Genomic DNA, 12,928 nt, shown 5'->3' on the forward strand with positions numbered 1-12,928 from the left:
CCAGGATCAAACTCTCCAAATTGGTGTTTGAAATGCTCATTACTTTTTATCGCTTTTCTAACGATCCGTTAGGATCGTAAGGGCAGTTATTACTCGTTGTTCAGTTTTCAAAGAGCAATCTTTTCTTTCGTGTCAACCGCGTATTTCATATCGGCGACTTTTATAATATATCACATTCGCCTATCTCTTTGCAAGTACTTTTTTTTCGATGTTCGACATTTTTTTAACCTGTCGTTTGTCGATTAGATAACCTGTAAAAGCGGCGAGTACTAATATATCATCTGACCTTTATATAAGTCAAGAATGTTTTTAAGTATTTCTTTAAAAAATAAAAAGCGCTTGTCAGCCGTAAGGAACAATGGCTTAACAATCGCTTTTTATAACCCGCTTAGATTTCGTTTTCCGTCATCATATAGCGCAGCTCCAGAGCACCGATATCCCCTAATTCATGCATAACCGCAACTTCGCGGATATACTCCCTCTTCACCAGTTTCTGAAGAACAAGAGACAAGTCGACATGCAAGGCATGAATGGAGGAATGCGATTGAAGCTCCGCAATGCTCCAAGGCTCCTCGCGGCTTCTTAGGATGTTAAACAACAAGACGCAGCTTGTTTTCATTTTTGTCATTACGGAGAACTCGCAGCCCAGCATTACTAATTGTACTCTTTGCTCCAAAGTTTCCGGACTTACGGTTAACTCTTCGTAAAGCTTGTATATTCCAGGATGAACCCGCTTCAGCTGCTTCCACACCGTAAGCTCAGGATGCCGTCCTTCTTCTATAAGAACAATGTGAGCCCAATGGTTCAGAGCAGTTAACACATGACTGTATGCATCAAGCAAATTACCGTCCAACAAGTCTTGCTTCGCTTGCAAATATGTCCTTAAAAAACCGGCAAATTCAGAAAACTGCTTTTGCTCCCGCATGGAATCAGGAAATTGCAGCAGACGTTCCCGAACATTGCTTAAATAGCCGTCGCGATCCAACAAGATCTCCCCCCGAACTAGCCACTCAATAATATTGCGATTTTCTCCGCCGGACAACCATTCATTCAGACCCGCTGAATCAATGGTTCGAATCATCACGCGCTGACCTTCGATTTGCACATGCTCCGTTTCATTGCAGGCATGTCCTTCCTTAACTACAACAAGTACCAACAAATCCAATCCATCAATTAGCGGGTTATAGGGATATGGGTTTTCTATTGCAGCTATACCGATAACATTGGGTGCATCTTGATAGCTGCTTGCGAAATGCTCTTTTATATGTTCCACTGGTTCCTCCATATAGCTAATCACATTTTATTGAGCTATAATAATAATCTACAGTTTTATTCTTTTTCGACAGGTCAGAGGCACATTCCTGCTTACTGACTCAGAAATCAGTCGCATTTTAATAAGCCATTAGTCATAGGAAGGGTTTGAACAAATGAAACAGTTCTTTTTTAAGTCAGCCAAAATCAATGAATTCCGGCTCTGGGGGCTCGTATTCACCCTTGTTGGCATGGGTGTAATGATACTAGGCACTGCCGGCATCGTATTTTGGGGACAAGCCGGAAAAATTATCGCAGCCATTTTCATGGTAATCGGCATGATCGCGTTGCTCATCAGCGTAGCCGTCTATTTCTGGGCCGGCATGATGTCTACGAGCGCAACCATGCTGCAATGCCCGGAATGCAGCCGACCAACCAAAATGCTCGGCAAGACCGACCGCTGCATGTATTGCAAAACCATGCTGACGCTCGATCCGGCGCAAGCAACGCATAGTCCTTCTGAACAGCAAATGTAATCCTCAACGCTGAAGCATGAAATCAATAAAGCGCCTCCTTCCCTGTTGCGTACAGAGAAGGAGGCGCTTTTGGTTTGAGTATATAAAAAAGATTATGGCCTTTGTTTGATAGCATTGTCGATCGTTTTCCAAACGGTTGGGGTCTGGAATGCCCGCTGCCAAGTTGCGACACCGGCTAAATCATATTTTCGAACGAGAGCAACACGTGCTTTAATGGATACATCGTCCTCAATCCAAATTCGAGTTAAGTTTCCGTCTTCCTTGTATTCCACGTAATTCTGGCCAGCCGCTGCATCAAACACCGGTTTTAGCTTCTTCTCATTAATAATTTCCTTGATACGCTCCATCCCGACTGCCTTAGAAGTAACGGTAACCTTACCGTCCGCTTCCTTCTTCTCGGTCCATATGCGGGTATATAACGGCATGCTTAGTATGAGTTTATTAGAAGGAACACCGTCCTCCTGCATAATGCGAACCACGGAGCTCTCAGTCCAAGGGAGAGAAGCAACCGAACCCGCTTTCGGACTTGATGCCCAATGCTCATCGTAAGCCATGACCATCATATAATCTACAATTCCGCCTAAGGCCGCGCGGTCCAGAAACAATGACCACATTTCACTATTCGATTTTGGCGTTACGTCAACCGATACAACAAGGCCCTGTTCGTGCAGCAGCGGCGTGAGTTCACGGACAAACTGCACAAAGTTGGCTTTATCGGCGGTGTGCACATTTTCAAAATCCAAATTAATTCCTTGCAAGCCATAAACCTGCGCGAACCCGATCAGCTGTTGGATCATTGAAAATCGCGTTGCTGCAGTAGCTAATGCTTTGGTCGTACGATCAGGCTCAAAATCATTGCTGAATAGCGCCCAAACCTGCAGACCTTGCTTGTGAGCCCAGTTCATGTAAGCAGGATCAGCCTTGCCTTTGATCATACCTTTGTCATCCGATAGCGCAAACCATGTTGGACTAACGACATTCAAGCCCTGCATGGCGGGGATCTTAGCCGTGTCGATCTTACGATCGTAAACAGCTTCCCAAGTCATATTGATTTTGTTGCCAAGCACCTTCCAAGCAATGAACGGTTTCTCCTCGGCTTTTGCAGGGATTTGGTCGATGTCCGTCAGCTTCACGTCGTTTTTGTTCATGTAACCGGTCAGTCCATCGCCGCTTTGGACCAGAAGCCATCCATCCTGCTCCTTCCAAATTCTAAACGTTTGGCCCTGGGGGATTTTTTGTATAAAGGGCGCACGGATCGTCGGTTCGGTACGTACAGCCGCGTCTTTCTTGGATGACGCTGTCTCTCCTAATTGGATCGAGTCCCCTTCTGACAATAAAGTAACCGAACCTGTATCTTGCATAAATTCGACTTGCAAACCGTACAGTTCCTCTAAGGGCTCCGCTGGGATGTAAACTGTATCGCCCGCTTTTTCAGCGGTAATCGTTAAATTATAAGGCTTTTGATTTATTTTAGCCGATAATGAATCCGTTTTAAGATGAAGCACTTTATTAGCCGTGGTCAAAATAATGGAGCCCGAATCAGGTTCATACCGGATAGGCTTGTCCGCACCAAGTACCTCCTCGAGAACGGAAAGCGGCAGCTTTACTTCGTTATTTTCCACAATGGCTCCAATGGCGGATTCTGTGCCCCGAACAAAAATCGGATGCTCGAATTGATAGTCCGGCTCTGTCTTTTCGTTATTTGGAATATAGCGCATATAGCCATACCAGCAAAAAACGGCCAGTACTCCCGCCAAAAATAATAACGCAATGCTCCGGGCACCCCGGTTTCCTCTGCGGCGCGGCGCTCGGTTGTAAATCGTTTCCAAAACATCACTCTCCTATATGCTTTCTGTATGCTCCGCCGGCAATAAAAAACGTGCTGATTAGCGCTTAAATCGCTCCCCGGCACGTTCTTTTTTTTGGCTTGAAAATCATTATTTCGTTGTTGCGGTGTTGCATGTCGAGCATAGCCCGTATATTTCCATCCGGTGGCCTTCAACTACAAACCCCGTCACCCGAGACGCGGCGCGTTCAACTTCAAGCAGCGGCGGATAATCAAAGTCCACGATGGAACCGCATTTTTTGCAAATGGCATGGTAATGATCGGATAAATCCGAATCAAAACGGCTAGAATCATCGCCATATGTCAGCTCACGCACTAATCCAGCTTCTACAAATAAACGCAGATTATTATATATGGTAGCCACGCTCATGCTTGGATAAATTGGAGAGAGCGCTTTATAAATTTCATCTGCAGTCGGATGGGACATGGAGTCCATCAAGTAGCTTAATATGGCGTGACGTTGCGGGGTCATACGGACGCCATTCATCTTCAGTTGCTCAAGTGCTAAGTTAACGCTGGCTCCCATTCCCCTCACGCCTTTCCTTAGTAGTTACAGCTATTGTACGTTCTAATTTAAGCGTTTGTCAATGAAAGCGCCTTATTAAGATCGCCCAAATTGACTGATCGAAATGCTGTTCGTTGCATTGATTTGGATTCGGTAAGTGCCCTCGCCTAACGATCCTCGTATGGTTTTCTTACTTACCTCCAGCGGCAGCTCCGTCGTAATATTACCGAAAGTTACCGATCCGTAAACGGTAAAATGTCCATCTTCCGGCATCGCAAGCTTCACTTCGCCAACCGAGCTGTCCAAATCCCAATCGCCGCCAACCTTATCGCTACTCAGCTCTATGCTGCCGTTGAGCGTATCCGCTTTTACGGAAGAGTCCGCTCCGTCCATTTTAATTTTTCCGTTTTTCGTTTCGGCCTCGATGTTACCTGTTATATCCTTGATTTCTAAGCTTCCATTCAGCGTATTGGCGAAAAGCTTGCCTTGGATTTTTGCTGCGGTAATCGTGCCGTTCTTCGTCTCTAGGCTGGAATCTCCCGTTATGCCGTTAACGGTAATGCTGCCATTATTACCTTTGACGGTCAAAGAGCCGTTAATGTTGCTAACTGAAATAATTCCGCTGTTGCTGCGAATGTCTAAGCCGCCGGGCAGCGTCAATTCCTTAATTTCAACCGAACCGTTATCCGCTTCCACGCTCAGCTTCAAAGCAGGCTTCGGCTCCTCCGACGGTTCAGGTGTCTGCTCCGTCTCACCGTCCGAATTTGTATCCGTTGCCAAAGGCGTTGCCGACTCTTCATCTGCTGCAACTAGCGGAAATGGCATCTCCAAGCTATTCACGTTTGCCGCATCGAGAATACCGTTCAAGTCTGTTTGCACCGCCGTCTCCGTTGGCGCTTCCTCCACCTTTACTTGATCAGAAAGCGACATAGGCACGGTGATAAGCATGTTCATTCTCGGCTTTCTACTGCCATTTGTACCATAGGATTGCCCTTTAGCCTCTAAGGTAACCTCCGCTCCGGGATTGACTTTTACCATGGATTGCTCAGCGATCGCATCCGCTTCTTCCTTATCGGCGACATCGACCCATACGGCCGTCAAAAGCTCAATTTCCTGCACGTCGCCCGTACGGACGGTTACTTGGCCATTCGGATTAACGATACGGATGAGCGAAGCCGCTTCATCCAGCGGAACCTTGATAACCGCCTTGTCATATTGGAAGCCCTTTTCTTCTCCATATTCGGCAGTTCCGTTCAGATCGACATTAAATTGATCCAACCACCGGAAAGGGATATCTGCGTATTGCGTTACGACATAAGCGGTCAGAGTAATGACTAGAGCAATCATTCCGCCTGCGACGTCGAGTCTAAGCTTCTTCTCCGCTCCTTTAAATTTTAAGCTGAAAATTATGATTTCAAGGCCTAATACAATAAATATGACCGGCCACCATTGTCCAAGTAGCGAAATATCATTCCGACCATTCATTTGATCAAGCAAAAGCAATATTCCCACGGTCAGTACGAGCACCGCAGCCGTGAAACGTCCTAGCTTAAACATAGATACCGACCCTTTCCGTGAACGTAACAGCAGCAAAATGGATGCCAGCACAATGATTGGACCCACGCAAAGCTCCGCAAGCTCATTCATCCAAGGCAATAGAGCTTGCGGCGGCCTTACCAAAATGAGCATAATGCTTCCTGATGCTAAAAGTAAAACACCGTGCGTGAGATTTAACGCAACCGGATTAGGATTGACCGCCTCCGCGCTTTGCAAGGAATCAAATACGCTTATGAAATAAAAAACCGGAAGCATAATGCCTAAATATACAATTAACAGCAAATGTCTGCCGCCGTCTGAATCAGCCAATCGGACAATGGCCGTCAAATCCAGCCAAAAAGCTGCGATAAGCAATAATCCCTTCGGATGCTGCCCGGTATACATATGCCCCGCTCCTGGCATCAGGAATGCGAATAATACAGTGAGCAGCCTATTTTTCATTCGTTTTATTCTGAGCTGACCCAACGCACACCCTCCAAATGCTTTATACTGTCGAGAAGCACAAGCAGCGTTTCGGATTTAGGCAAAGTAATAAAGAGCTGCAGCATAACCTGTTCACCGTTTTCATCCGCCTCGCACTCCTCCAGCAGCATTTTTTTTATCACGATTTTCCGATCAGTCATCAAGCTGTTGATATCCAACATGGCCCGTGAAAGATCTTTCGCTTTGATTTTAACCAACTGCTCTTTCTTCGCTCTGATATACCTTTTTTCAAGCTTATTAAAAGCCCATAGCGTGACGAGCACCATAACTGTCGCTGTTGCGGAAGCGAAATAGAAGCCAGCCCCTACCGCTAGCCCAATCGCGGATACGACCCAAAGCGATGCCGCAGTAGTCAAACCGGTTATCGACTTCCCCGTAAATAATATCGTTCCGGCTCCAAGGAAACCGATGCCTGTGATGACTGCCGCTGCAAGACGGGCAGGGTCAACCCTTACATTCGGCTCATCGACAAATGCCGAAAAGCCATACATAGATAGCAGCATAAGCAAGCATGAGCCTAAACAAACCAATATGTTGGTTCGCAGCCCTGCCGCATGTTTGGACTGCTCGCGTTCGAAGCCGACGAGCCCTCCTAACAGCAATGCAAGAAGCAATCTTAACAAAATATGAAGCTCACTGATATCCCATGGATTGTTTAACGGATTTAATTCCATATGCGATCCCGACCTTTCCATAATCACTATTGTAACATAATTGTATGCAGCAATTGGAGCGTACAGCTCTTCTTACCGGAGTATTGCTCAAAAAGAAAGACGCGATTCATCGGGAGATGAACCGCGTCTTTGTGCACGATGCGCCTATTTCAAGCGTTCGATTAACAGCTTATTCGCAAGCGCAGGATTAGCTTTCCCTTTGGAGGCTTTCATGATCTGGCCGACCAAGAAACCAATCGCTTTATCTTTACCCGCTCTGTAATCCTCGACAGATTGCGGATTCGCTTCGATAATCTGATCCACGATTTGAAGGACAGCGCCTTCGTCGCTTATTTGAACGAGACCTTGCTCTTCGACGATTTGCTCTGGCAGCTTGCCGGATTCGAGCATTGCTTTGAAGACGGTTTTGGCAATTTTACCGTTAATCGTGCCCTTCTCCAGCAATCCGATCATTTCGCCCAGGCCTTGTCCCGTAATTTTCACATCGGAAATCTCTTGGCCATTCGCATTCAAGTAACCCAGCAGATCTCCCATAATCCAGTTCGACACGGTTTTGGCATCCTTGGTATAGGACAAGCTTTCCTCAAAGAAATCAGCAAGCTTTTTGGATGAAGTAATCACCTCGGCATCATAAGCAGGAAGGCTGTAATCAGCCGTGTATCTTGCTTTGCGCGCATCTGGCAGTTCCGGAATGGTGGCACGAATGCTTTGCTTCCACTCCTCGCTGATATGCAGCTGCACGAGATCCGGATCCGGGAAGTAGCGGTAATCATGTGCTTCTTCCTTGCCGCGCATTGAGAATGATTTCCCAAGCGCATCGTCAAAGCGCCGCGTTTCTTGAATAACCTCGCCGCCGCCGTCAAGAATTTCCGCTTGGCGGAACTGCTCGTACTCTAGTCCCCGCTGAACGCCGCGGAAGGAATTCATGTTTTTGAGCTCAGCCCGCGTACCAAATTCCTTCTGGCCGTAAGGACGAAGACTGATGTTCGCGTCGCACCGCAAGCTTCCTTCCTCCATCTTCACATCAGAAACGTCGCAATACTGCATGATCGCTTTGATTTTCTCCAAATAAGCTTTTGCTTCTTCGGGCGTGCGGATATCCGGCTCGGACACGATCTCGATAAGCGGCGTACCGACACGGTTGAAATCGACAAGGGAGGCATAGCCGCCATCTACGTGAGTCAGCTTTCCTGCATCCTCTTCAAGATGCAGCCTTGTAATGCCAATTCGCTTCGTTTCGCCATTCACCTCGATATCGATCCAGCCGTGCTCGCCGATCGGTTGATCGAATTGCGATATTTGGTAAGCCTTAGGCGAATCCGGGTAAAAGTAGTTTTTTCGGTCAAACTTGCTAATATCGGCAATTTGGCAGTTAAGTGCCATTGCCGCTTTCATCGCGTATTCAACCGCTTGGCGGTTTAATACCGGCAAAACGCCGGGATGCCCAAGACAGACTGGACAGGTATGGGTATTCGGCGGCGCGCCGAAAGCCGTAGAGCAGCCGCAAAAAATCTTACTATTCGTATGCAGCTCCACATGGACTTCCAGCCCGACAACCGTCTCGTATTTGTTCGGTTCAGACATTCGTATCGATCCCTTCGTAAACGTAGATATGGCCGCTTATAGCTGCGGACGTTGTTTATGATGCTCCGTGTGCTGCTCGAACGCATGGGCGGCGCGCAGCACCGTCGACTCGTCGAACGCTTTCCCGATAATTTGCAAGCCGATCGGCAAGCCGTCAGCCGTACCGCATGGAACGCTTATAGCAGGAACCCCTGCCAAGCTAACCGGTATTGTACAAATATCGTTTAAATACATCGTTAACGGATCGCCTACCTGCTCTCCGATACGGAATGCCGGCGTCGGCGCCGTAGGTCCGATAATCAGATCATATTGGCTGAACACTTGATCAAAATCCTGTTTGATGAGTGTCCGTACTTTCTGTGCCTTTAAGTAATAAGCATCATAGTATCCGGAGCTTAGCGCATACGTTCCGAGCATAATCCGGCGCTTCACTTCCGGGCCGAAGCCCTCGCTGCGTGATTTCTTATACAAATCGATCAGGTTTTCCGGATTTTCCGCACGGACGCCGTAGCGTACGCCGTCAAATCGAGCCAGATTCGACGAGGCTTCCGAAGAAGCAAGCAGATAGTAAGTAGCAATCGCATAATCCGTATGCGGAAGCGATACCTCTTCCCATGTGGCGCCCAGCGTTTCATATACCGCTAGCGCTTTTAGCACCGCTTCTTTCACGCGCGGGTCAATGCCCGCTCCGAGGTATTCTTTTGGCACGCCGATGCGCAAGCCTTTGACATCACCGGTCAATGCAGAGGTGTAGTCAGGAATTTCCACGTTCGCAGAAGTGGAGTCACCCGCATCATATCCGGCAATAGCTTGCAGGACGTAAGCGGAGTCTTCCACATTTTTGGTAAGCGGGCCGATTTGGTCCAGTGAAGAGGCAAAAGCGACGAGACCAAAGCGCGAAACAAGCCCATATGTAGGCTTAAGTCCAACGATGCCGCAGTATGCTGCCGGCTGACGAATAGAACCGCCAGTATCGGAGCCAAGCGAGAAGTATACTTGACCCGCTGCAACCGATGCTGCCGAGCCGCCGCTAGAGCCGCCTGGCACATACTCGGTATTCCATGGATTGCGTGTCGGGTAATAGCTCGAATTCTCGTTGGAACCGCCCATGGCGAACTCATCCATATTCAGCTTGCCAATCGTTACGGATTGGGCAGATTTCAGCTTGCGGACAACGGTAGCATCGTAAATCGGATTGTAATTGCTTAAAAACTGGCTTGCGCAGGTCGTAAGCAGCCCTTCCGTAACGATGTTGTCCTTTACTCCAGCCGGCAATCCGAACAGCAAACCGCGTTCGCCGCCTTCTTGCAGCTGCTTGTCCAGCTCGGAAGCTTGCAAGCGCGCATTCTCTTCGTTCAATGTGATAAAAGCCTGGATAGCAGGCTCAGTTTCCGCAATTCTCGCATATGATGCGTTAACCAGCTCAGAAACGGATAGTTCCTTATTGTTAAGCTTGTTATGTACATCCTGCAGGCGCAAATCAAACAGTGCCAACAGTAGTTCCTCCCTTCAAATAAAACCCATTCTTATTATTCAAGTACCGCAGGTACTTTAAATTGTCCATCTTCATCATCAGGCGCATTCAGCAAAACCTTCTCGATTGGCAGCGACGGCCGATTCTCATCCGCACGCATAACATTCGTTATCGGAAGCACATGGCTGGTCGGTTCAACATTTTCCGTGTCCAAGCCGTTAAGCTTTTCCGCATATTTCAAAATCGCATTGAGCTGCTCCGTAAACTTGTCCTTCTCCGAATCGGAAAGCTCCAACCGCGCCAGTCTCGCGACATGCTCTACATCCTTGGGCGTAATGCTCATCAGGTATTCTTCCTTTCCTATTCCTGTAATCATTCTTCCTATTATATCTCACTTGCATGGCGAACATCAATGAAAACGGCAAACATCAGCCCCGGCGTCCATCCATTCCTATTTGCTCATCAAAAAAAAGACTGTTCCGCAGTCAGTTAGTGACATGCAGAACAGTCCTCTATACGCAGCCTCGAGTTAGATCCAAGCCTTTAAATTTACCTGCCGAATAAAGTCCGCAGGACTTAGCGGTTCCTTAGCCGTATTTTCCAGCTCCGGTTCTGCTTCGTTCCCGCCGTTCATGATCCGTTTAAATAATTCCTCGTTATGCGTTGCGAGCGCAAAATCGATTAGCGCCTCCCGCTCAATGCGGTCAACCTCATCTTGAATCAGTACCTCTTCAAGCTCGACGTCCTCATCCGGAATGAGGAAATTGCGATTCGCCGATGGAACCCGCAGCACATAATCAAAGACATTATCCGCATTGCGGTCGTAAGCTATTATATAACCATGCTCCCCGATGGGAAGGTTTTGTTCATATTGGTCAGCCACAATGACGACCTTTGTGCCTAGTTGTAGCATCGTCCTCAACTCCCGTTTCTTCGCCGCTGATTCTTTCACTACTATCCTACTAAAAAATGATAGCGGTGTCCAATCGAAGAGAGTTAATAGGCAGACTTTTTTTAATCCACTGCCGAACTTTTGCGAAGCAGCGCCGCCGAAACGCTTACTGCCGCTGCCATACAGACAATTGATGAAGCAGCCACCCAGCCGAATCGACTAGTATTTGCTATACCCGAAGCTACGGATTCATAAGCGAAGCCGCTTAACGAACCGGGACCCCATCCAAAAATTTTAGGGAAGAGGCCTGCCAGCAAAGACAGCACTACGGCCCCGCCAAGCGTTGAAAAAGCAGCCGCGGCCGGACTCCGGAGCAAGGCGCTGAAAAGAAGCGTTATCGCCATAACAAAGGAAAGCCATAGACCGTACACAAGCAGGCTGCTTAACACACCCGAGAACGGAATCTCGCCGAACAGCAGCCCGGTATAATACCATGAGGCCAAATATCCTGCGGTAAGCGAGCCCCAGGCAAGGAGCAGCATAGACGTCCATTTGGAGCCGATGTAGGACAGTACAGAAATCGGCTTCACAAGAATGAGCGATGCCGCGCCGCTATTACGCTCACCGGATACCGTGCCCATGCAGGCGAGCACGAGCACAAGTACGCCCAGCGTACCGAATTGTTGAAGCGTTTGCGCTAACACCTCCGTGCCCAGCGGCTTCGGAATTTCAATAACCGTTCCTTCCGGCATGCTTCCGGCATGCTCTAAGATGACGGGCATGTAATAAGTCGATACCGGCTGCATAATGCCAAGCAGAACAAAGATAAGCGGCACCCATAATAACTTGTAGCTCCGTACAAGCTCCAGCAGCTCTTTTTGAACCATGACCATATAACGGTAAAAGCCTGAAGATAAAGGCGCTTGAGGTAAGCTTAGACGTCTGCTTTCCGTAGCTTCGCTGCTCATGAGGTCACCACCTTCATAAATAAGTCTTCTAATGTAGTGTGGCCTACGGCCAGACTGCTGAACTTCACTTGCTCCCGCGACAGCTCATCCAATAGGCGCTGCCTAGCAGCGTCCACTTCGTTTACGGTAAAACGGGCTGTCCTATTGTCCAATTCGGCCGTTTCAAATACCCCTGCCTTTGTCCCGGTTTTTATCTCTTGATTCATTCTTTGCAAAAATGAGGATAACCAGCGTTCGGAATATGCGTCCCTTTCGAGCTGCAGCTCGATAATCGGTTTGCGGTGCTCTTTCCGTATAGTATCGATTGACCCTTGCAGCGCAACCTGCCCGTCACGAATGATGATAACGTCATCGCACAGCTCCTCTGCGTCATGCAGCACATGAGTTGAGAAGAGCACAGTCGTTTCTTGCTTTAGTTCGCGCAGCAGTTCAAGCACCTCTCTGCGCCCGAGCGGATCCAGCGCGGAGACCGGCTCATCCATAACGAGCAGCTTGGGCTGATGGACGAGTGCTTGAGCAAGGCCCAGCCGCTGCTTCATTCCGCCCGAATAGGAGCCGATGCGTCTCTTAGCAGCAGTGGAGATTCCGACCCGTTCTATCAGCTCTTTTGCTCGTTTTTGAGCGGCAGCGGAGCTTAGGCCGCATAATTTCCCGGCGTAAACAACATATTCGTAGCCTGTCATCCAAGGATAGAAGCTAGGGGATTGCGGCAAATAGCCGATTAGCTCGCGATGCTTGCCAGCTTGAACGGAGCCCTGGAAAACCATATGGCCCGCTGTCTGCTTTAACAGTCCCGTTATCATTCGTATCGTCGTTGTCTTCCCTGCCCCGTTAGGACCAAGCAGCGCAACGCAGTGCCCTTCGGTTATGGAAAAATCAATGCCTGCGACCGCCTTAAACGTGCCGAAGGTTTTGGTTAAGCCCCTTACCTGGAGAAGCTCCGTCATGCCTCATTCCTCCTTCCGGCGATAAAGAAAGCAATCGGCCCGAATAGATTCACAAATATGATGACCAGAACCCAAACCCATTTAGGACCGCGCGTGCTCTCGGCCTTTGCGCATAAAATCAACGCAATGGTCATTAGAATCAACTGGATAACGATAATCGGCGCAATAATAGGCAAGATTTCAGATAACACGAGCTCTTCTTTCATAAATT

13 protein-coding genes are annotated in these 12,928 nt (G+C 48.3%); 1 reads left to right on the plus strand and 12 read right to left on the minus strand.

The window, feature by feature from the left end:
* Positions 1–388 precede the first annotated feature (388 nt).
* Entirely contained in the window at positions 389–1,273 is an 885-nt protein-coding gene (locus tag MRBLPE1_RS30760) for a nucleotidyltransferase-like protein (protein WP_364153666.1), read from the minus strand.
* A 154-nt stretch (positions 1,274–1,427) separates the two neighbouring features.
* Between MRBLPE1_RS30760 and MRBLPE1_RS30765 the strand changes: the two genes are divergently transcribed.
* The gene (locus MRBLPE1_RS30765; RefSeq protein WP_364153669.1) at positions 1,428–1,787 is read left to right on the plus strand and encodes a YgzB family protein; all 360 of its coding nucleotides are present in this window, start codon (positions 1,428–1,430) and stop codon (positions 1,785–1,787) included.
* A 92-nt stretch (positions 1,788–1,879) separates the two neighbouring features.
* Here MRBLPE1_RS30765 and MRBLPE1_RS30770 read toward each other — a convergent pair whose 3' ends face one another.
* The 11 genes from MRBLPE1_RS30770 to MRBLPE1_RS30820 form a co-directional block, all read right to left on the minus strand.
* On the minus strand, positions 1,880–3,616 hold the full coding sequence (locus MRBLPE1_RS30770; RefSeq protein ID WP_364153672.1) for a glycosyl hydrolase family 18 protein: 1,737 nt from the start codon (positions 3,614–3,616) through the stop codon (positions 1,880–1,882).
* 108 nt (positions 3,617–3,724) lie between these two features.
* Entirely contained in the window at positions 3,725–4,159 is a 435-nt protein-coding gene (perR, locus tag MRBLPE1_RS30775) for a peroxide-responsive transcriptional repressor PerR (protein ID WP_364153675.1), read from the minus strand.
* Positions 4,160–4,234: 75 nt separating this feature from the next.
* Positions 4,235–6,160: a DUF4097 family beta strand repeat-containing protein gene (locus MRBLPE1_RS30780; protein WP_364153678.1), complete on the minus strand. Its 1,926-nt coding sequence runs from the start codon at positions 6,158–6,160 to the stop codon at positions 4,235–4,237.
* Positions 6,142–6,852, minus strand: a complete 711-nt coding sequence (locus MRBLPE1_RS30785) for an MgtC/SapB family protein (RefSeq protein WP_364153680.1) — start codon at positions 6,850–6,852, stop codon at positions 6,142–6,144. The genes MRBLPE1_RS30780 and MRBLPE1_RS30785 overlap by 19 nt, the downstream gene beginning before the upstream one ends.
* A 144-nt stretch (positions 6,853–6,996) precedes the next feature.
* On the minus strand, positions 6,997–8,436 hold the full coding sequence (gene gatB, locus MRBLPE1_RS30790; RefSeq protein ID WP_364153682.1) for an Asp-tRNA(Asn)/Glu-tRNA(Gln) amidotransferase subunit GatB: 1,440 nt from the start codon (positions 8,434–8,436) through the stop codon (positions 6,997–6,999).
* Between the two features lie 36 nt (positions 8,437–8,472).
* Positions 8,473–9,930 (minus strand): Asp-tRNA(Asn)/Glu-tRNA(Gln) amidotransferase subunit GatA, encoded by a 1,458-nt coding sequence (gene gatA, locus MRBLPE1_RS30795; RefSeq protein ID WP_364153684.1) that lies wholly within the window; start codon positions 9,928–9,930, stop codon positions 8,473–8,475.
* A 35-nt stretch (positions 9,931–9,965) separates the two neighbouring features.
* Positions 9,966–10,253: an Asp-tRNA(Asn)/Glu-tRNA(Gln) amidotransferase subunit GatC gene (gatC, locus tag MRBLPE1_RS30800; protein WP_364153687.1), complete on the minus strand. Its 288-nt coding sequence runs from the start codon at positions 10,251–10,253 to the stop codon at positions 9,966–9,968.
* 186 nt (positions 10,254–10,439) lie between these two features.
* Positions 10,440–10,823, minus strand: coding sequence for an ATPase (locus MRBLPE1_RS30805; RefSeq protein ID WP_364153691.1), 384 nt, complete (start codon positions 10,821–10,823; stop codon positions 10,440–10,442).
* 101 nt (positions 10,824–10,924) lie between these two features.
* Positions 10,925–11,770 carry an ABC transporter permease gene (locus MRBLPE1_RS30810; RefSeq protein WP_364153693.1) on the minus strand — a complete coding sequence of 282 codons (846 nt, stop codon included), beginning with the start codon at positions 11,768–11,770 and terminating at the stop codon, positions 10,925–10,927.
* Complete coding sequence (locus MRBLPE1_RS30815; protein WP_364153696.1) at positions 11,767–12,717, minus strand: ABC transporter ATP-binding protein; 951 nt, start codon at positions 12,715–12,717, stop codon at positions 11,767–11,769. Before MRBLPE1_RS30815 ends, MRBLPE1_RS30810 begins: the two co-directional genes overlap by 4 nt.
* Entirely contained in the window at positions 12,714–12,923 is a 210-nt protein-coding gene (locus tag MRBLPE1_RS30820; RefSeq protein ID WP_364153699.1) for a PLD nuclease N-terminal domain-containing protein, read from the minus strand. The genes MRBLPE1_RS30815 and MRBLPE1_RS30820 overlap by 4 nt, the downstream gene beginning before the upstream one ends.
* Positions 12,924–12,928 lie beyond the last annotated feature (5 nt).

Source organism: Paenibacillus sp. LPE1-1-1.1, from assembly GCF_040676435.1.
GTDB lineage: Bacteria > Bacillota > Bacilli > Paenibacillales > Paenibacillaceae > Pristimantibacillus.